The 20,251-nt window shown below is 63.5% G+C and carries 18 protein-coding genes; 13 read left to right on the top strand and 5 right to left on the bottom strand.

Annotated features, from left to right (window positions below; genetic code table 11):
- The first annotated feature begins 75 nt into the window (after positions 1-75).
- From FJ964_RS26905 to FJ964_RS26865, 9 genes are read left to right on the top strand one after another with little or no spacing between them, the layout of a single operon-like run.
- Positions 76-1,059 (top strand): ABC transporter permease, encoded by a 984-nt coding sequence (locus FJ964_RS26905; RefSeq protein WP_140553387.1) that lies wholly within the window; start codon positions 76-78, stop codon positions 1,057-1,059.
- Positions 1,049-2,581, top strand: a complete 1,533-nt coding sequence (locus FJ964_RS26900; RefSeq protein ID WP_140553385.1) for a sugar ABC transporter ATP-binding protein — start codon at positions 1,049-1,051, stop codon at positions 2,579-2,581. The genes FJ964_RS26905 and FJ964_RS26900 overlap by 11 nt, the downstream gene beginning before the upstream one ends.
- A 3-nt stretch (positions 2,582-2,584) precedes the next feature.
- On the top strand, positions 2,585-3,580 hold the full coding sequence (locus FJ964_RS26895) for an ABC transporter permease (RefSeq protein WP_140553384.1): 996 nt from the start codon (positions 2,585-2,587) through the stop codon (positions 3,578-3,580).
- Between the two features lie 2 nt (positions 3,581-3,582).
- The gene (locus FJ964_RS26890) at positions 3,583-4,368 is read left to right on the top strand and encodes an SDR family oxidoreductase (RefSeq protein ID WP_140553382.1); all 786 of its coding nucleotides are present in this window, start codon (positions 3,583-3,585) and stop codon (positions 4,366-4,368) included.
- A gap of 22 nt (positions 4,369-4,390) precedes the next feature.
- Entirely contained in the window at positions 4,391-5,596 is a 1,206-nt protein-coding gene (locus tag FJ964_RS26885; RefSeq protein WP_140553380.1) for a CaiB/BaiF CoA-transferase family protein, read from the top strand.
- Between the two features lie 2 nt (positions 5,597-5,598).
- The gene (locus FJ964_RS26880) at positions 5,599-6,387 is read left to right on the top strand and encodes an enoyl-CoA hydratase/isomerase family protein (RefSeq protein ID WP_140553379.1); all 789 of its coding nucleotides are present in this window, start codon (positions 5,599-5,601) and stop codon (positions 6,385-6,387) included.
- Positions 6,384-7,400, top strand: coding sequence for a hypothetical protein (locus FJ964_RS26875; protein WP_140553377.1), 1,017 nt, complete (start codon positions 6,384-6,386; stop codon positions 7,398-7,400). Before FJ964_RS26880 ends, FJ964_RS26875 begins: the two co-directional genes overlap by 4 nt.
- A complete protein-coding gene (locus FJ964_RS26870) occupies positions 7,397-9,184 on the top strand; it encodes a CoA-transferase (protein ID WP_224713394.1) in 1,788 nt (595 codons plus the stop codon). Before FJ964_RS26875 ends, FJ964_RS26870 begins: the two co-directional genes overlap by 4 nt.
- Positions 9,185-9,190: 6 nt before the next feature.
- Positions 9,191-10,033 (top strand): SMP-30/gluconolactonase/LRE family protein, encoded by an 843-nt coding sequence (locus FJ964_RS26865; protein WP_140553375.1) that lies wholly within the window; start codon positions 9,191-9,193, stop codon positions 10,031-10,033.
- 14 nt (positions 10,034-10,047) lie between these two features.
- Here FJ964_RS26865 and FJ964_RS26860 read toward each other — a convergent pair whose 3' ends face one another.
- The 5 genes from FJ964_RS26860 to FJ964_RS26840 all read right to left on the bottom strand — a co-directional run bounded on the left by FJ964_RS26860 (position 10,048) and on the right by FJ964_RS26840 (position 15,648).
- Entirely contained in the window at positions 10,048-10,968 is a 921-nt protein-coding gene (locus FJ964_RS26860; protein WP_140553373.1) for an ABC transporter permease, read from the bottom strand.
- Positions 10,969-10,999: 31 nt separating this feature from the next.
- A complete protein-coding gene (locus FJ964_RS26855) occupies positions 11,000-12,094 on the bottom strand; it encodes an ABC transporter permease (RefSeq protein ID WP_140553371.1) in 1,095 nt (364 codons plus the stop codon).
- A complete protein-coding gene (locus FJ964_RS26850; protein WP_140553370.1) occupies positions 12,078-13,625 on the bottom strand; it encodes an ABC transporter ATP-binding protein in 1,548 nt (515 codons plus the stop codon). Before FJ964_RS26850 ends, FJ964_RS26855 begins: the two co-directional genes overlap by 17 nt.
- Before the next feature lie 98 nt (positions 13,626-13,723).
- Positions 13,724-14,818 (bottom strand): BMP family ABC transporter substrate-binding protein, encoded by a 1,095-nt coding sequence (locus tag FJ964_RS26845; protein WP_140553368.1) that lies wholly within the window; start codon positions 14,816-14,818, stop codon positions 13,724-13,726.
- Complete coding sequence (locus tag FJ964_RS26840; RefSeq protein WP_140553367.1) at positions 14,815-15,648, bottom strand: GntR family transcriptional regulator; 834 nt, start codon at positions 15,646-15,648, stop codon at positions 14,815-14,817. The genes FJ964_RS26845 and FJ964_RS26840 overlap by 4 nt, the downstream gene beginning before the upstream one ends.
- 249 nt (positions 15,649-15,897) lie before the next feature.
- Between FJ964_RS26840 and FJ964_RS26835 the strand changes: the two genes are divergently transcribed.
- Genes FJ964_RS26835 through FJ964_RS26820 form a run of 4 tightly spaced genes read left to right on the top strand, consistent with a single transcriptional unit; the run spans position 15,898 to position 20,119 of the window.
- On the top strand, positions 15,898-16,755 hold the full coding sequence (locus FJ964_RS26835; RefSeq protein ID WP_140553365.1) for an aromatic ring-hydroxylating dioxygenase subunit alpha: 858 nt from the start codon (positions 15,898-15,900) through the stop codon (positions 16,753-16,755).
- Positions 16,756-16,786: 31 nt separating this feature from the next.
- Positions 16,787-17,677 (top strand): aromatic ring-hydroxylating dioxygenase subunit alpha, encoded by an 891-nt coding sequence (locus FJ964_RS26830; RefSeq protein WP_140553364.1) that lies wholly within the window; start codon positions 16,787-16,789, stop codon positions 17,675-17,677.
- A gap of 21 nt (positions 17,678-17,698) precedes the next feature.
- On the top strand, positions 17,699-19,462 hold the full coding sequence (locus tag FJ964_RS26825) for a Rieske 2Fe-2S domain-containing protein (RefSeq protein WP_140553362.1): 1,764 nt from the start codon (positions 17,699-17,701) through the stop codon (positions 19,460-19,462).
- A gap of 9 nt (positions 19,463-19,471) precedes the next feature.
- Positions 19,472-20,119, top strand: coding sequence for a glutathione S-transferase (locus FJ964_RS26820; RefSeq protein ID WP_140553360.1), 648 nt, complete (start codon positions 19,472-19,474; stop codon positions 20,117-20,119).
- The last annotated feature ends 132 nt before the right edge of the window (positions 20,120-20,251 follow it).

Below are 20,251 nucleotides of genomic sequence, written 5' to 3'. Positions count from 1 at the left end.
GGTGGCCAAGACAAATGCCGGGTTCGACACGACAGGTTCCAGAGGGACCAGGCAAACGGCCGGGAATGGACTGAAATGAGCGAGCTTACACAGGTCTCCGCGTCGAAGCGTTTCATCGGCGGCAACCTTCTGGGCAGCAGCCAGCTCGTGCTGGGCGCAATCCTGGCCGTGCTGTGCATCGCCATCTCGATAGCGGCGCCGCAATTCTATTCGGAGGCCAACATCATCGCCATCCTGCGCCAATGCGCTCTGGTGCTGATCGTCGCCTCGGGCATGACCATGCTCATCATCACCGCCGAGGTCGACCTGTCGGTCGGCGCGTCGCTCGCCTTCGTCGGCTGCATCGGCATGGCGGTGCTCAATGCAACCCATAGCCTTGCGCTCGGCATGCTGGCGGCGCTCGCCTTTGCCGGCGGGGTCGGCCTGTTCAACGGGCTGGTCGTCACCAGGCTCAGGGTGAATTCGCTGATCGCCACCATCGGCACGATGATGATGCTGCAGGGCGGCGTCTATTTGTTCACGCGCGAGGCGGTGCAGAACCACAATCAATTGGCAAGCTTCACCGATCTCGGCGCCGGTTATGTCGGCCCCGTGCCGGTCCCCGTCATCCTGGCGGCCCTGATCTTCGTGGTTGCCTATGTGACGCTGCGCTTCACCACGCTCGGCCGCTATCTCTACGCGGTCGGCGCCAATGAAAAGGCGGTGCGCCTGTCAGGCATTCGCTCGGAACGGCTCAAGCTGTTGGCCTTCGTCGTTACCGGCCTGTGCGTCGGTGTTGCCGGCATGATCCTGTCGTCGCTGATGAACGCCGGCCAGCCGACTGCCGGCCGTGGCTTCGAGCTGACGGTGATTGCCGCCGTCATCCTCGGCGGCACCAGCCTGCTTGGTGGCCGCGGTTCGCTGTTCGGTACCTTGCTTGGCGTTCTGGTGCTGAAGGTGATCGACAACGGCATCATCATCCTCGGCTGGAACCAGGATTTGCAAATGGTGGTGCCGGGCATCGTCATCATCCTGGCAACCTATCTCGACATCATCCGGAACAGAGCCAATGTCCGTTGATTTCCTGCATCCCGGCGAAGGCGCGGCCATCGACACCGATGTACCGGCGCTGGAACTGCGCGGCATCGGCAAGCGCTTTCCCGGCGTCGTGGCGCTCGACAATGTCGACTTCACCCTCGAGCCCGGCAAGATCCATGCGCTGATGGGCGAGAACGGCGCCGGCAAGTCGACGCTGATCAAGATCATGGCCGGCGTCTACGGCAAGGATGCCGGCTCCATCCGCATGCGCGGACGCGAGGTAGACATCAAGTCGCCGCGCGACAGCTTGAAAGAAGGCATCAAGGTCGTGTTCCAGGAGATCGCGCTGATCTCCGAATTCACCGTTGCCGAGAACATCTTCCTGGAAGGCTATCCGGCCGGCAGGACGGGCTCCATCGACTGGAAGAAGATCCGCGCCGATTCAGCCGCGCTCTTCGACCGCATCGGCTTCAATGTCGATCCGGCGGCGCGCACCGGCTCGCTGCCGGTCAGCCAGCAGCAGATGGTCGAGATCGCCCGCGCGCTCGCCCATGAGGCCCGCGTGGTGGTGATGGACGAGCCGACATCCTCGCTGACGCCGAACGAAGTTTCGCTGCTGTTCACAGTCATCCGCCGGCTGGCCAGCCTCGGCATCGCGGTGGTCTATGTCAGCCACAAGCTCGACGAAGTGTTCGAGATCGCCGACACGGTGACGGTGCTGCGCGACGGGCGCCACATCTCGACCAAGCCGATCGGCGAACACACCAACGACACGCTGATTCAGGACATGATCGGCCGGCGCATCGAAAATCTGTTTCCCCGCAAGCGCGGCGCGCCAGCTAGCAAGATAGCCCTGTCCGTGGACAAGCTCGGCACGGCGAAGAAGCTCAACGATGTGTCGTTCGAGGCGCGCGCCGGCGAGGTGCTCGGCTTCTTCGGGCTGATGGGCGCCGGCCGCACCGAACTCGCCAAGGCGATCGTCGGTTACGATCCGATCACTTCGGGCACGATCACCGTCGACGGTCAACGCCTCTCGCCGCACGATACGCGCACCGGCGTCAGGTTAGGCATCGGCCTGCTCACCGAGGATCGCAAGAGCGAAGGGCTGATGGGCGAGCTGCCTGTCTACCAGAATGCCAGCCTCGCCTCGCTCGGCGCCTTCGCCCGCATGGGTTTCGTCGACAAGACCAGGGAACACAAAGCGGTGCAGGATTATGTCGACCGCTTCCGCATCAAGACGCCCAGCCTGTTCCAAGAGGTGAAGAACCTGTCGGGCGGAAACCAGCAGAAGGTGCTGATCTCACGCTGGCTGATGCGCGGCCTGAAAGTGATCGTCGTCGACGAGCCGACCCGCGGCATCGATGTCGGCGCCAAGTCGGAGATATTCGCCCTGATCGACCGGCTCGCCGGCGAAGGCCTGGCTGTCGTCATGATGACGTCGGAGATGCCGGAGCTGCTCGGTCTTGCCGACCGGGTCGCGGTGATGTGCGAAGGCCGCCTGACCGCGATCATGCCGCGTGACGAAGCCACGCAGGAGAAGATCCTCAATGCGGCGATCGGATAAACCATGAGCCTTGCAAATACAGTCTCCGCGAAAGCCCAGCCGTCCGTGCTGGCGCGGTTCTTTGCCCGGCAGGAACTGGCGCTGCTGATATGTCTCGTGCTGGTGCTGGCTTTCTTCTCCATCACCGTCGAGAATTTCTTCTCCGTGCGCAACATGACCAATGTGCTTGGTCAGGCCTCGCTCGCGCTCACCGCCGGCATTGGCTGCGCCATCGTCTTCATTTCCGGCGAGGTCGATATTTCGATCGGCTCGCTGCTGGCGACCATTGCGCTGCCGTTGATCATCATCATGAACGACACCAATTCGCTGCTGCTCGGCGTCGGCGGCGCGCTGTTGTTCGGGCTGATCATCGGTGTCGTCAACGGCTATCTCACCGCCTATGCCGGCATCAACTCGCTGATCGTGACGTTGGGCACGATGTTCATCATGCGCGGCGGCGTCTATCTCTACACCGGCCAGCGCGCGATCCCGGACGATGCCGCCCTCGACAGCTTCATTGCCCTGTCGGATGGCCGGCTCTTCAACATCATCCCCTATTCGGCTGTCATCGCCATCGTCCTGCTCGCCGCCTTCGCCTACATGATGCAGCACCGGCCGTTCGGACGGCAAATCTATGCCGTCGGCGGCAATCAGGAAGTGGCCCGCCTTGCAGGCTACGACGTGCGGCGGGTCAAGTTCATCTGCTTCATCATCAGCGCGCTGCTGGCCACGGTCGCCGGCATCATCCTGGCCGCGCGCGTCGGCTCGGCGCAGCATACGGCGGGGTTGAATTTCGAATTCCAGGTGGTTGCCGCCACCGTGCTCGGCGGGGTCAGCCTTGCCGGCGGCATCGGCAGCCTGACCGGCATGGCGCTGGGCGTGCTGATCTTGCAATTCCTGTCCAACGGCCTGCGCGGGCTTGGCCTGCCGACCGAATGGCAGCTGGTCATCACCGGCATGATCATCATTGCCGCGGTCGCCCTCGATGAAGCGAAACGCCGACGTGCGAATGGAGGCTGAATATGGCTCGTCTTGAAGCAAAAATCGCCGTCATCACGGGTGCGGCCGACGGCATCGGCCACGCGATCGCGCAGGCGATGGCGCGCGAAGGGGCGCATGTCTTCCTGGGCGACATCGCCGACAGCGCGGGCGAGGATTTCGCGGCCGCGCTTCGCGCTGCCGGCCACCGCGCCGACTATCTGCATTGCGACGTCTCGCAGGAGGTCGACATTTCAGGTCTCATCGACAGCGCCGTCAGGAAAACGGGACGCCTCGACATACTGGTCAACAATGCCGCCATCGCCATTGGCGGCATGCCGGTGCACGAGATGACCGACGAGCAGTGGCACCGGCTGATAGCGGTCAACTTAACGAGCGTGTTTCGCGGCTGCAAATACGCGCTGCCGCACATGATCGCGCAGAAATCGGGCTCGATCATCAACATGGCCTCCGCCCAGGGCCATATCGGGCTTGATGGCTGGACCGCCTATGCCGGCGCCAAGGGCGCGGTAATGGCGATGACGCGCCAGATGGCGGTTGAATTCGGCCCGCTGAACATCCGTGTCAATTCGATCTCGCCGGGCACCATCAACACGCCGATGAACGATAAACTCATCAAGGAGATCGGCGGCAATCTCGCCAAGGCCTGGGTCAAGATGCATCCGCTCGGCCGTATCGGCGAGCCTTCGGAAGTGGCCGAGGCCGCCGTCTATCTTGCCTCCGATGCCGCCGGTTTCACCACCGGCACCGACCTGCGCGTCGATGGCGGGCTGACGGCGGCACCGCGCTACGTTCCCGAACTGCTTTGAAAATTTTGAAACGAGACATGACATGAACAAGGCCCTCGAAGGCGTCCGCATCCTCGATTTCAGCCATCTGCTGCAGGGACCGTTCGCTACCCAGCTGCTCGGCGACATGGGCGCCGATGTCATCAAGATCGAGCGCGCCGGCGCCGGCGACATGTTCCGTGGCATGACCTTTTTCGCCAAGTGGGTCGGCGGTTCGGAGAGCCCGAACTTCCTCGCCTGGAACCGCAACAAGCGTTCGATCGCACTCAACCTGAAGAGCCGCAAGGTGCATGCTATCATCATGGAGATGGCGAAAAGCGCTGACGTGGTGGTGCAGAATTTCCGCCCAGGCGTGCTGGCCAAGCTCTGCTATGGCTATGAGGATTTCAAGGCCGTCAATCCGCGCATCATCTATTGCTCGGGCTCGGGCTATGGCGAGGAAGGGCCTTATGTCGAGCGCCCCGGCCAGGACATGCTGATCCAGGGGCTCGCAGGGCTGATCGCCAACACCGGCCGCGGCGACCAGGCCCCGGTTCCCGCCGGCGCCGGCCTCGCCGACCAGATCGGCGCCATGAACATGGTCTACGGCATCCTGTCGGCGCTCTATTATCGCGAGAAGACGGGAAAGGGCCAAAAGATCGAGGTCAACCTGCTGGCCGGCCTCTTGGCGCATCTCAACCAGGAATATGTCGCCGTGCTCAATCTCGGCGAGGATTTCGTGCGGCCGAATTCCGGCATCGGTCATCCCGGCATGCAGGCGCCGTTCGGCATCTACGAGACCAGCGATGGCGGCTACGTGTCGATCGCCATGAGCCCGTTCAAGACGCTGTATGGAGTGCTGCAGGCGCCGCAGCTTGCCGTCTACGACGATCTCAAGACTTTGTTCGACAAGCGCGATGAAGTCTTCGAGAAGGTGAATGCCGAGACCAGGAAATTTGCGACCCAGGATCTTCTGGCGCGGTTGCTGGCGGCCGACATCTGGTGCGCCGAGGTGAAGGATATTCGCCGCGCCGCGGAGGACCCGCAGGTCAAGCACATGGGCATGATCACCAGCTACGACCATCCGCGCGGCGGCAAGGTGCGCGTGGTCGCACCCGCGGTCAAGATGAGCGAGACGCCAGCGACCATCGAACGGCCGGCGCCGCTGGTCGGCCAGCACGGTCGCGAGATCCTGGCGGAGTTCGGCCTCTCGAAGGACGAGATCGCGGCCCTGGAGGCATCCGGCGACATGACCGTGGACGCCGCCTGACCATGCGCGCCTACCAGACACTCACGGTCGAGACCGCGGACCGCGTCGCCGTCGTCACCTTCCGCCGCGCCGATCAGCTCAACGCCATGAACCGGCTGATGCAGGGCGAGATCACCGAGGCCTTCGAGGCGCTGTCGGGCGATGCGAGCGTTGGCGCAATCGTGGTGACCGGCGAAGGGCGCGGCTTCATGGCCGGCGCCGACATCAAGGAATATGCTGCCCAGACCGGACCGGAGTTCGACATTTTCCAGGCTGCCGGCACACGCATGTACGGAGCCATCGAGAACAACCGCAAACCGGTGATCGCGGCGGTCAACGGCTTCGCGCTGGGCGGCGGCATGGAGCTGGTGCTGTGTTGCGACCTCGTGATCGCCAATCAGTTCGCCAAGCTCGGCCTGCCGGAGATCAAGCTCGGGCTGATCCCGGGCGGCGGCGGCACGCAACGCAGCGTGACCAAGCTCGGCCGCAACCGCGCCAATTTCCTGCTGATGACCGGCGCCATCGTGCCGGCTTCTGAATTCGTCAATGCGGGTCTGGTTAACGAAATTGTCGATGTCGACAGGCTGATGCCGCGCGCGCTGGAACTGGCCGAAATGATCGCCGCCGAGCCCGCTGCCGCGATCGAAGGGCTGAAGGTCCTGGCGGCGCATGCCGTGTCAGGCGATCTGGCGGAGGGTCTCGCCATGGAGCGCAACATATTGGGTGAGCTCTACCGAAGCGAGATCGGCCAGCAGCGCGTCAGGGAGTTCGCCGAGCGGAGCACGACAAAGGCAAAGAAGGGCGGGCCGTGAACGCGGGCGAAGACTATCGCGGATTGGGCTGGGCGCATGGCGCGCTGACTATCCAGCGGCTTGGCGCGATGCTGGCGCCGGTTACGTTCATTCTGGAGGACGGTCGGCAGATATCGCCGATGCACATTGCGCCGTGGTCGAACGAACCGCAGGCGCAAGCACTGCCAGGCATCCTGCGCAAGCTTCGCGGCGAATGGCCCTGCGTGCCCTTCGGCTATTCGGTGCCGGCCGATGGATGGCCCGAGGACTGGGCGCGGGCGATGGGTCCGCCGGAATCAGGCGAAGAAATCCATGGCCATAGCTCCAATCATGAGTGGACATGGCGTCCCAGTAGTCGCGGATCATTGTCGCTGACGCTTACCTATCCCGAGGGAAGTCCGGTCGAGCACGTTGAACGGACCGTGCGGCCCGACCCGTTGGCGCCCGCCATCGACATTGTGTTGAAGATCGTCGTTCGCCGTGCCTGCCGCCTGCCGATCGGCCTGCATCCGGTGTTTCGGCTGCCGTTCGAGACGGGCGCGGCCACGTTGCAATTCGGTGGCTTCGACGAGGGCCGCACCTATCCTCACGATGTCGAACCAGGCGCTGCGCTGTTTGCCCGGAACAAGACGTTCTTTGAACTGACGGCCGTGCCGTCGCGCAACGGCAAAGCGGTCGATGCCTCCCGGCTGCCTTTGGCTGCCGCTACGGAGGAGTTGCTGCAGATCGAGGGCACCGACGGTGCGGCGGCGCTTGTCAACCACGAGGAGGGCTACCGGGTGGACCTTTCCTGGCAGAAGGAGCATTTCCCAAGCCTTCTGCTCTGGTACTCCAATCGCGGCCGCAAGGCGGCACCCTGGAGCGAGCGCCATCTCGCCATCGGCATCGAGCCGATCTGCTCGCCCTTCGGGCTCGGCCCGGCGACGGCGTTGGCCGACAATCCGATCGCACAATCCGGCATTGCGACCGCGCTCGAATTCTCGCCGGAAAAGCCGTTCGTCACCCGCTATCGCATCGAGGCATCCGCGCTATGACGAACCGTGCCGCAATGTCCCTGGTCAAGCCGAACCGGCCGCGCTTCACGGATGTCGAGGGACTGGCAGCGATGGTCGGCCATGGCGACTTGCTCGGCGTCGGCGGTCACCATTTCGCCCGGCTGCCGATCGCATTGCTGCGTGCGATAGCCCGGTCGGGCGTCAAGGATCTGCATTACATCTGCTGGGCCGGCGGCTTGCCCCTCGAACTGCTGCTCGAAGCGCATGCCGTGGCAGAGATCGACCTCTGTTTCTCCAGCCTCGACATTTTCGGCCTGCCGCCAAAATTCCGCGCAGCCGCCGAGAGCGGCGCGATACCGGTTCGCGATTGGACGGCACTGGCCATGATCCAGGCGCTGCGGGCGGCGCAGCAGAACCTGCCCTCGATGTCGTTCCAGCTTCCGCTGGGATCGGACATGCTGGCGCGCGTGCCGGGAGCGAGCGCCAGACCTGATCCGATTGCCGGTACCGAAAACGGATTCGTCCCGCCGCTGCGGCTCGACACATTCGTCGTCCATGCCCAGCGCGCGGATGAAAGCGGCAATGTGCAGATCATCGGGCCCCGCGCGCTGGACTTCGCCATGGCGGGTGCGGCGCGCCAGGTGCTGGTCACCGTCGAGGAAATCGTTCCGGTCGGGACGCTGCGCCGGGACGGCCGCCAAAGCGTGCTGACCCGCAATCAGGTTTCGGCCATTGCCTTGGCGCCGGGCGGCGCTTATCCGGCCTCCTGTCTGCCGTTTTACGTCACCGATTATCAGCGATTGTCGGAGGCGTTCGCCGACCGGGAAACGCCCTTGGCGGACAATCTGCGCCTCCCTGCCGAGGGCGTGCCGAAGCTGTTGCAAAGCGCCGCGAAGGTACGCGCGGCGACAGTGCTCGCCATGCCCGCGCTCGCGCACGCCGAAAAGAAAGCGTCCGTCGACGAGATCATTGCCGCCCGCATCGCTGCCGAACTCGACGATGAGAGCTTCGCCAGCGCGGGTGCGGTCTCGCCGCTGGCCAATGTCGCATACCGCCTGGCCAAGGCGACGCACGCGCCGGACATGATCATCGCGACGATGAGCTGCGGCCATCTCGACATCGCGCCGAGCCCGATGGTCCTGTCGCTGATCGAAAGCCTCGATTGCGAAACAGCGGTGGCGCATGCCGGCGGCGACGACACCTACTCGACCTACTACCAGGCCGGCGCGGTGACGCACGAGATCGTCGGCGCGGCACAGGTCGACCGGCGCGGCCGGGTCAACACGATCGCACTGCGCAAACCAAGCGGCGGCCTCATCCGGTTGCCGGGGCAAGGCGGCATGGCCGATGTTGCCAACATGCACCGCGATTACCTGCTCTACATCCCCCGCCACTCGATCCAGTCGCTGGTAAATGAGGTCGAAATCGTCAGCTCGGCTCGCGGGGTGCTGACTCCGGCCGAGCGCGCGCCGATGGGCTATCGCACCGGCAGGGCGCTGGTCTTCACCGATCTCTGTGTCTTCCGGCTCGATCAGACTTCGAGGGAATTGATCGTTGTCGAAACCATGCCTGGCGTCACGCAGCAGCGGATCCGTGACGCCACCGGATTTGCGGTGTCGTTCGATCCCGACTGCCGCGAGGTCTCGCTGCCTTTCGACGGCACGCTCGCCACCTTGCGAAACCGCATCGACCCGCTCGGCCTGCGCCGTCTGGAGTTCGTCAGCGCCAAGGACCGCGGCGCGCTTATCGCCGAGATTCTTGAAGCCGACCGCGCCATGGTTGAACGCTGCATCGCCGCGCAGAGAGCATTTGTCGAAAGCTGAGACCCCATGGCAAAACCATTGCTCGACATATCGGCCGCGCGCGTTTTCTTCGATGGCATCTTCACCAGCCCGCGCGTCGCGCATCCGGAGGGCGTCGCCGTCCACCTCGATGGCTCGATCTGGTGCGGCACCGAAACCGGAGACCTGCTGCGGCTGGCCGCCGATGGCGGCTCGGTCGAGCGCATGGGCGGCACCGACGGTTTTCTGCTCGGCATTGCTTTCGACAGCGCGGGAAACTGCTTTGCCTGCGATCTCAGGCATGCCGCGATTTTCCGCTGGGACGTCGCGACAGCGCGCATGGAGCGCTTCGCGTCGGCCGGCATTCGCGTGCCGAACTATCCGATCGTCGACGAGGCAAGGGGCTGGCTCTTCGTTTCGGACAGCGTTGGCCAGGACAATCGCTCCGGCATCTTTCGCTACGACCTCAAGACGGGCGAGGGCGGTCTTTGGTGCAGCGAGCCCATGTCGTTCGCCAATGGCATGGCGATGGCGCCGGACGGTTGTGGTCTCTACGTGGTGGAAAGCGACGCGCCGTGCGTCAGCTATGTACCGGTCCTCTCTGACGGGACGGCGGGGGCTCGTGAGATCGTCGTCGAAGGCGTGCACAATGTTCCGGACGGAGTTGCCTTTGCGCCCGACGGCTCCTTGTTCATCTCGTGTTACGAGCCCAGCCGGATTTATCGCTGGCAAAAGAACAGAGGTCTCGAAGTGCTGATCGAGGATCCCGCCGCAACCACGTTGGCGCACCCCACCAACATCGCCTTCAAGGGCGACAAACTCTATACCGCCAATCTGGGTCGCTGGCATATTACCGAAATCGACTTGAGCCTTCTCCAGCAAGAGAAGTAGCATTTCGCAGAAGGTCAACTGGTCGGGCGGAAGGGTTTTGCCAGCGAGGCCGGGAAGTGCAGGGCCAGCATCTGGCGGTTTCGTGAGATCAGCACCAGCACGATAATGGTCGCGAGATACGGCAGCGCCGACAACAGTTCGGACGGCATGTCCAGCCCCAGCGCCTGACCTTGCAGCTGAAGGATCGTCATGCCGCCGAACAGCCACGCGCCAAGCAGGATGCGTAGCGGCCGCCAGGTGGCGAAGACCACCAGCGCAAGCGCGATCCAGCCCTTGCCGGCGGTCATGTTCTCGACCCAGAGCGGCGTGTAGGCGACCGACAAATATGCGCCTGCCAGGCCTGCCATCAGCCCACCGAACACCACGGCCATGTAGCGGATCCTGATCACGGGGTAGCCGATCGCATGCGATGTCTGCGGCGACTCGCCGATCGTGCGCAGCACCAGGCCAGCCTTGGTCCGGTAGAGAAACCAACTGATGGCGACGAACATCAGCAGGGCCAGATAGACCATTGGATCGAAGCGGAACAGTAGCGGACCGATCAGTGGCAGATCGGACAGAACGGGGATGTCGAGGCGGCGCAGTGCCTCGATAGGCTCGCTGCCGAAGCCGCGCCCGAGGAAGGCCGAGACGCCCGAACCGAAGATCGCCAGCGCCAGGCCGGCTGCATACTGGTTGGTCAGGAACGTCAGCGCCAGAACGCCGAACAGCAGCGAGGCGGCGGCACCCGCCAACGCGCCGGCCAGGATCGCGACAGGCATGGGATAGCCTGCGGTGACGGCCCAGAATGCCAATGCGGCGCCCATCAGCATCATGCCTTCGATGCCGAGATTGAGGACACCCGACTTCTCCACCACGAGTTCGCCGAGCGCCGCGAAGATCAGCGGTGTGGCGGCAATGACGGTGCCGGTGAAGATGGCGATGAACAGGTCCATCAGGCTATCTCCCGCACGATCCGAAATCCGCTCATCGTGCCGTCTCCAGCGCATGCGTGTGCCGGACGGGTCGCACCAGCCGAACGCGATAGAAGATGAAGAAATCGGCGGCGAGCAGGAAGAACAGCAGGATGCCCTGGAAGATCCGCGTCAGGGCCAAAGGCAGGCCGAGTGTCATCTGCACACCTTCGCCGCCGAGGAAAAGCAGCGACATCAACAGCCCGCCAAGCACGATGCCGAAGGCGTTCAGCCGTCCGACGAAGGCAACGATGATGGCCGCGAAGCCGTAGCCTGGCGAAATCTGAGGCGAGAGCTGCCCGAGCGGCCCGGCGGCTTCCGCCATGCCGGCGATGCCGGCCGCGGCACCTCCCGCCAGCAGTCCGATCCAGACCGCAGCCGATTCGCGAAAGCCGGCATAGCGGGCGGCAAGCGGTGCAGCCCCGCTCACCGACATCTTGTAGCCGAGGAAGCTGCGGTCGGTGAACAGCCACATCAGGAGCACGGCGACGACCGTGATGAAGATCGACGGGTTGAGCCGATAGGCGGGGTCAAAAGATTCGAACAGGGCCGCCGTCGGCAGAAGTGCCGTCTGCGGATAGTTGAAGCCGGCCGGATCTCGCCACGGTCCGTGCACGAGATAGGACAGGAACAGCGTCGCGATATAGGTCATCATCAGCGTGACCAGGATCTCGTTGGTGTTCATGCGGGCGCGCAGAAAGGCGGGGATTGCCGCCCAGGCCATGCCAGCGCCCATACCGGCGATGAACATCAGCGGCAACAGCAGCACGCTTTCGGGGTTCGGCCAGAAAAGCCCCACGCCGCTGGCCGCGATTGCCCCCATGGTGAACTGGCCCTCGGCGCCGATATTCCAGACATTGGCGCGGAAGCCGACCGCCAGCCCGCAAGCGATGAGGATCAGCGGCGAGGCCTTGAGCAGCCATTCGGACACGCCGTTCAGGGAAGAGAGCGGCTCGATGAAGAAGGCATGGAGAGTAGCCAGCGGATCATGTCCGAGGGAGGCGAAGAAAATCGATCCGACGACGACGGTCAACAGGGTCGCCAGTGCCGGCGCGGCGACGCGCATCAGCGAGGAGGGCTCCGGCCTTTGTTCAATCTTGAAGCGCATTGTTGCCACCTCCGTTCGCCAATGCGCCGTTGCCCATGCCGCGGCCCGTCATCAGAAGTCCGATCTCCTCGCGATCGGTCGTCTTGCGCTCCAGCGGCGGGGAAACCTTCCCTTGGCAAATGACCAGCAGCCGGTCGCAGATCTCGAACAACTCGTCGAGTTCCTCGGAGACGACGAGCACCGCCGCGCCGGCGCGGCTGAGATCGACGATGGTCTGCCGGATGAAGGCGCTCGCGCCGACATCGACCCCCCAGGTCGGCTGAGACACCAGGAGGAGCTTCGGCTGGAGCGCAATTTCACGCCCCACGATGAATTTCTGCAGATTGCCGCCGGACAGGCTTTGCGCGATCGCCTGCGCCCCGTTGGCCTTGACCTTGAACCTGTCGATTATGCCTGCGGCGAACGCCTTGGCCCGGCGCCGGTCGACCAGCCCGTTGCGCACCGTGCCGAAGCGGTGCGCGGTCAGCACCGCATTCTCCCACAGTGTGTGCGAGGGCACGGCGCCGCGCCCGAGCCGCTCTTCGGGAACGAAGGCAACGCCGAGCTTGCGGCGCTCGTGCGGGCGAAGGCGGGCTGCGCCGGTTCCGCAAATCCGGATGGCGTCGCTGCGCTCATGCGTGCGCTCGCCGCTGAGCAAGGCGATCAGCTCGGCCTGGCCATTGCCGGAAACCCCGGCCAGACCGACGATCTCGCCGCCATGCACCCTGAAGGAAACGTCCTTCAGGTCGACGCCGAAATGATCCCGGGCCTTCACCGAAAGCCTGTTGACCTCGAGCACCGGTCTGTCGCTTGGCGTCGGCGGCCCGACATGCATTTCAGGCAGCTTCGAACCCACCATCATGCGGGCAAGCTCCAGCGATGTCGTCTCCTTCGGACGCGCGGTACCGGTGACCTTGCCGTTGCGCAGCACGGTGGCGGTGTCGCAGAGCTCCTGCACCTCGTCGAGCTTGTGGCTGATATAGACGATGCTGCAGCCCTCGGCGGCAAGTTGGCGGAGCGTCTCGAACAGCTTCACCACCGCCTGGGGCGTCAGCACCGAGGTCGGCTCGTCGAGGATCAGCAGTTTCGGCGACTGTAGCAGGCAGCGCACGATCTCGACGCGCTGGCGCTCGCCGACCGACAGGTCGTGCACCTGGCGATGCGGGTCGATGGGCATGCCGTAGCGGCGTGACAGATCGCGGATCTTGTCGGCGAGCAAGGGCAGGTCGTACGCGCTGCTGGCCGAGAGCGCTATGTTCTCGACCACCGAAACGGATTCGAACAGCGCGAAATGCTGGTAGACCATTTCGATGCCGAGCGCGCGCGACATCGCCGGGGTGTGCGTGGCGATCGGATTGCCATCGCAAAAGATCTCGCCGGAATCGGCTTGCGTCGCCCCATAGATGATTTTCATCAGAGTGGATTTGCCGGCGCCGTTTTCGCCCAGCACGGCATGGATCTCGCCGGGTTGAATCGAGAGCGACACATCGTCATTGGCGACGACGCCGGGATAACGCTTGCAGATGTTGCGCAGTTCTAGTCGCGGATGCATGGCGGGTCCTGCCGTGGCGTGAAGCGAGGTTGGACGGGAACCAGGCAAGGAGACGCCGAAGATATGGACTTGGGCGTCTCCCGGCACTTTTACGGCGATCAGCTCAGCCTGCCGATCATCCCCTTCACGAACCAGTTCATGCCGCGAATGTCGTCATCGGCCAGAACCGAACCGGCGGCAACCTTGACGTTGCCGTCCTGATCCTTCAACTCCCCGGCGTAGGGATGAAGCTTGCCGCTGCCGATGTCGGCCTCGAGCTGCTTGAGCTTGGCGCGCGCATCGGCGGGGATACCCTCATTGTAGGGGGCCATTTTCACCACGCCGGCCGCCAATCCGTCCCAGCGTACTTCCGGCTTCCAGGTACCGGCGGCCACGGCCTTGGCTGCGCCGACATAGTCGCTGGTCCAATCGAGAACGAAAGAGGTCAGCTGCTTGCCCGAGGCGAATTTCGACATGTCGCTGGCATAGCCGATCGACCAGGCGCCGCCTTCGCCGGCGACCTGTACGCCGGTCGCGGTGTCCGTCATCGAGCAGACCACGTCGCAGCCTTGAGAGATCAGCGTCTTGGCCGCCTCCTTCTCCTTGCCCGGGTCGAACCAGGAATTCAGGAAGATGGTGTTGCAGGTCGCGTTTGGGTTGACGCTCTGCGCGCCAAGCAGCAGCGCATTTGCCGGACCGACGATGTCGGGGATCGGAAAGCCGCCGATGAAACCGATCTTGCCCGATTTGGACATGTAGCCACCCGCCGCGCCGGCGACGAAGGTGCCTTCGTAATATTTCGCTTCGAAGGTTCCCAGATTGGCGAGGTGGACGATGCCCGAGCAGTGTTCGAACGCCACCTTGGGAAAGCGCGGCGCCACCTTCTGCATCGGCGTTCCATGCGAAAAGCTTGTGCCGAAGATAAGCCTGTTACCAGCGCTGGCCAGTTCGCGGAATACACGCTCGGCGTCCTGCGGCATGAAGATGTTGTCGATGACGGTGAGCTCGACCTTGTCGCCGAATTCGGCCTTGATGGCCTCGACGCCGAGGCTGTGCTGCTTGGTCCAGCCGATCTCGGCGACCGGCGAGACGTAGACGGCGCCGATCTTCAGCACCTCCTGCGCCTGTGCGATGGTGCTCAGCGCTCCCGCGCCAAGAGCCGCGCCGGCCGCGCTGCTGTATTTCAGGAATTCGCGTCTCGTCAATTTGTTCATGATGGTAGCCCTCTGTTGGTCTTTTTTGTTGATGCCCGGCTTGTCGGTGCCCGGTCTGTTCTGGGGAGATGGAGGTGGAGATGCGTTGCCGCGTCGCCGTCGCCGGACGCATTCGACAACCTTCGCAGCGGCACAGTCGCGCCGTCGGCCTTGCCGTCGAGATAGGGCGCCAGCGCTTCGGCAGGCGTCATCTCTGGAAACACTGCGCGATCCATGATGTAGCCGCGCACCACCGCGCGGTGGTGGGTGTCGATCAAGTCCATGGCCGGTTTCAGCCGGCCCTTCTCCAGCAGGTCGACGACCCGCGAGTGGTCGTCCAGCAGATTGCAATAGTCGAAATCGGCTGAAATGAGGGAGCGCAGCAGCGTCGTGCGGCGCACCAGCTGCGCGTGGATCTCCTGCATGACCTTGTTGCGGCTGAGGCGTACGAACACGGTGTGGAACTCTTGGCCAAGCACGTCGGCCAGCGCATCGTTGCCGGCGGCAACAGCCTGGCGCTGGCGCTCGACATGCTGGCGCAGCTCGGCCCAGCCGGCCGGCCCGAGGCGATCGCTGAGCTGTGCTGCGACGCCCTGTTCGACGAGCGTCAACGCGTCGTAGATCTCCATCGCCTCCTGCATGCTCGGCTTGGCGACGAAGGCACCGCGGTTGCGTTCGATCTGGGCCAGCCCGTCATCGGCGAGCCGGATCAGGGCTTGGCGCACCACAATGCGGCTCACGTTGAATATTTCGGAGAGTTCGCGTTCGCCGAGCTTGCAGCCGGGCACGAGGCGATGGTCGATGATGGCGCGGGTCAGCGTATCCGCGATGGTCTGGGAACGGCTGCTCAAGGCATGGTTCTCCGCCATTTCGACGACATGATCAGCAGGCTTTCGTGATGGCGACATGCCCCGTCAGGACACGACATATCCCAAGTTCAGCTTTCCCATATCGGAATTCAATCATCATAATCTGTCAACACAAAAAGGGATTTTGGACGACAAAAAAATGTTGATTGGTATCCAATCTTGTGGTTTCGTCATCTCGAAACGTCGGGCTAGGTTCATGGTGAAGGGCTAGCCGAGTTGGGAGGGAAGCCGATGGCAACCCGTTGCGTTGACCGCGAGCTTCTGAATGATTGGCACATCGTCGCGGATCAGGAATCGCTAAGCCAGGATACGCCGTTCGCCACATGCCTGCTTGGAGTCGATCTCTCCGTCCACAAATGTTCAAACAAGATCGAAGTCGTTCGCAGCGACACGGGCGCCACGCTGAAAAGCGCCCAGCGTTATGGTTTCATCTGGACCTGTCTGGACAAGCCCTCGCGCGACATCATCTATATCCCCGAGGCCAATGAGGCAGACCGGCATCTTGTCAGCGGCGGTTCGATCGCGGTCAAGGTGTCGGGCCTCCGCGCGGTCGAGAATTTTCTCGACATGGGGCATTTTCCCTTCATTCACACCGGCTGGCTCGGCGAGGAGCCGCATACCGAGGTCGCGCCCTACAAGGTTGAGATCACAGCGCAGGACGAAGTGCTGGCGACCGAGTGCAAATTCTATCAGCCGGTGGCTTCGCCGACCGCCAAGCAAGGCTTTGTCGTCGACTACATCTACAAGGTGATCCGGCCCTACACGGTGGCTCTCTACAAGAGCAACCCGATCCAGAAGGACCGGCTCGACGTCATTACCCTGTTCGTGCAGCCGGTGGACGAGGAAAACTGCATCGCGCATCCTTACCTCTGCTATCTTAAGGAAGGCATGGAGGCGGCAACGGTGCGCAGCTTCATGCAATTGATCTTCGCCCAGGACAAACCGATCCTGGAGAACCAGGTACCCAAGCGCCTGCCGCTCGATCCGCGTGCCGAGACCCCGATCCGTGCCGATGCCGTGTCGGTTTCCTACCGGCGCTGGTTGCGTGATCGGGCCGTCACCTATGGCGCGATACCGGCACAAGCCTGATGACGTCTGAGGACATCCAGAGGATAAAACGATGACAAAATGCTCGGATCCCGTGATCCTCAATCTCTGGCATCCCGTAGGGGCGATCGCCGAGACCGTTCCCGGCGGTGTCCACGACACCGTTCTGCTCGAGGAGCGCCTCAGTTTTGCGGTCGATACGGATGGTGAGCCCGTCGTCTGGCGCTCACGTCCCGATGTAGAAGGGGTGGATCGTATTCCAGGCGCCGACAGGCTGCCGGCAAGAAGCGCCTACGGCTATGTCTGGACTTCGCTCGGCTCTCCACCGGCCGAGCTGTTTCCGATCCCGGAATATGAAGAGCCGGACCGCCGCAAGCTCAACGCGGCCACGTTTGGCGTCAACGTCTCGGCACCGCGCGCCATCGAGAACTTTCTCGACATGGGTCACTTCCCCTATGTCCATGCCGATATATTGGGTGTCGAGCCGCACACCGAGGTCAAGGAATACGACGTCGAGATCTCGGTAGATCGTGACGAGATCCTGGCCACGCGCTGCCGCTTCTTCCAGCCGATGGCTTCGACGGCTTCCGGTGGCGGCGCCGACGTGGACTATGTCTATCGAGTGCCGCACCCCTATTGCTCCGTGCTCTATAAATCGAGCCCGGTCGACGAGGCACGGCGAGACGTCATCGCCATCTTCCTGCAGCCGGTCGACCAGGAGCACGTGCGCGCTCACATGCTGCTTTGCGTGCTCGACGAAGATAATGAAGACAAGGTGATTAAGCGCTTTCAGCAGACGATCTTCGGCCAGGACAAGCCGATCCTGGAAAATCAGGTGCCCAAACGCCTGCCGCTCGATCCGCGCGCCGAAACGCCCATCCGGGCCGACAAGTCGGCCATCGCCTACCGGCGCTGGCTCAGCCAGAAGGGCGTGACCTACGGTGTCATTCCGGTTGCGGCCTGACGAGATTCTTGGAGACGATTGATGTTGGAAGAAGCCAGAAGCCAGTGGCATCCGATCGCCGCTTCCGATGATTTGCCGTACCGCCACGTTTTCCATGGTCAATTGCTCGGCCGGGAATTCGCCGTCTGGCGTGCCGATGACGGCTACGTCAACATCTGGGAAAACCGCTGCCTGCATCGCGGCGTCAGGCTGTCGATCGGCATTAATGACGGGCGCGAGCTGAAGTGCCAGTATCACGGCTGGCGTTATTCGAACCGCACCGCCGGCTGCACCTACATTCCCGCGCATCCTGCCGACGCGCCGGCCCGCACCATCACCAACCGCACCTTCCCGGCGGTCGAACGCTACGGTCTTGTCTGGTCGTCCGAGGAGCCTCGTGGCGAGGTGCCGGTTGCCGCGCTGACCGAAGGCAAGCTGCTCGTCTTGCGCGGAATTCCGGTCAACGCGCCGGCCGACAAGGTCGTGGAAAGGCTGAGAGCCTATCGCTTTCAGCCCAACGCAGCGATCGAAGGCGAGGGCGCGGAAACCACCATCGAGGCCGCGCGGGATTTTGCCGTGGCGCTGCGCTCGCACGATGGTAGTGCCGAGACGCGCGGCGTGTTCTTCGTGCAGCCAGTCGATTCAAACCGTTCGGTGATCCGTGGCGTGCTCGATCAGGAGGTCGAAGCAGCCGCGCGCATCGCCATCCTGCGCCATCACAATGAGCGGCTTTCCAAGCTGCGCGATGAGGCCGAGCGGGAGGCGGCAAATGCACCTTCGCCGGCGCCGATCGAACCGGTCTACGAAAGGGTGTCGGCCGAACTCTCCGAAATGCCCGCGGTGACCGCGCATGGCCGCAAGGCGGCGCTGCGCGTCAGCGTGGCGAGGAAATGGCAGGCGGCCGACGGCGTTGCCGCATTCGAGCTTCGCCCTGTCAAGGGACTGCTGCCCACCTTCCAGCCTGGCGCCCATATCGACGTCCACATGCCCAATGGGGAGATCAGGCAGTATTCGATAACCAACGGCCCCGGCGAGACCGACAGCTTTGTCATCGGCGTCAAGCTGGAGCGCGATTCCAAGGGCGGTTCGAAATGCATGCACGAGACCGTGCGCGAGGGTGACGTGCTGGCGATTTCCGAGCCGCGCAACAATTTCCCGCTGCGCCGTGATGCGATCAAGACGCTGTTCGTCGCCGGCGGCATCGGCATCACGCCGCTTCTCGCAATGGCGCAGGCGCTGAAGAACCAGGAACTGACGCACGAGCTTCACTATTTCGCGCAAGGCGAAGAGCACCTCGCTTTCGCCGATCGGCTGAAGCATCTCGGCGATGCGCTGAAGCCGCATCTCGGGCTTTCGCCGCACGCGACCGGCGCCGAACTTCGAGGGATTCTCGCCGGTTACCGGGACGGCATGCACCTCTACATCTGCGGCCCCGGCCCGATGCTGGAAGCCGCGCGCAAGATCGCCGCCGAGCAGGGCTGGCCGGATACCGCCATCCATTTCGAATATTTCAAGAACACCAACAAGATCGACGACAGTTCGAGTTTCGAGGTGGCGCTGGCGCGGTCCTGCGTCACGCTTCAGGTGCCGGCCGGCAAGTCCATTATGCAGGTCATGCGCGAGAACGGCATCGACGTTGCTTCATCCTGCGAGCAGGGCGCATGCGGCACCTGCGTCGCCACCGTGATCGAAGGCGAGCCTGACCATCAGGACGTCTACCTCAACGATGCCGAGCGCAAGGCCGGAACCAAGATCATGACCTGTGTCTCGCGCGCCAAATCGGCACGCCTCGTGCTGGACATCTAGGAGCAGCCGATGATCACGCTTTACGACTACGAGCTGTCGGGCAATTGCTACAAGCTGCGGCTGCTGATGAGTTTTCTCGGCATTGACCACAAGACCGTGCCGGTCGACTTCTACCCCGGCCGCGAGCACAAGTCGGAATGGTTCCTGAAGCTCAATCCACTCGGCCAACTGCCGGTCATCGATGATGACGGGCTGATCCTGCGCGACGCCCAGGCGATCCTGGTCTATCTCGCGTCGAAATACGATCCGTCGGGCACATGGTACCCCCGGGACAACCCGGCCTTGCTCGGCGAGATCAGCCAGTGGCTGGCCTTCGCCGACGGCATCACTTCGACGGCGTCGGCCGCCCGCCTGCACGACGCGCTGTTCTACGATTTCGACATCGATGCCGCGCGCTCCGGCGCGCACCGGCTGTTCCGTATCCTCGACGAGCATCTGTGGTTCGGCGAGCAGCAGGGCCGCGGCTGGATCTGCTCGGCCGATCATCCGACCATCGCCGATATTGCCTGTTTTCCTTATGTCATGCTGTCGGAGGAAGGCGGCATTGGGCGCCAGGACTATCCGGCGATCCGGCGCTGGTGCGATCGCGTCAAGCGCATCAAAGGCTTTACCGTGATGTCGGGCGTGTTCCCGGCGGGGCCGGCCAAGGCCGCATGATTTTCAATCGCAAGGCGGGGCGATCGTCCCGGCAAGTAAGTTTTGGGAGAGAGAAATGAAAACCCGCGCCGCCGTGGCCGTTGCTGCCGGAAAGCCGCTTGAGATCATGGAGGTCGACCTCGACGGTCCGCG

The sequence above is a fragment of the Mesorhizobium sp. B2-3-2 genome, from assembly GCF_006442295.1.
In the GTDB taxonomy this organism is placed as follows: Bacteria; Pseudomonadota; Alphaproteobacteria; order Rhizobiales; family Rhizobiaceae; genus Mesorhizobium.
This window is presented reverse-complemented; position numbering and strand designations above follow the sequence as displayed.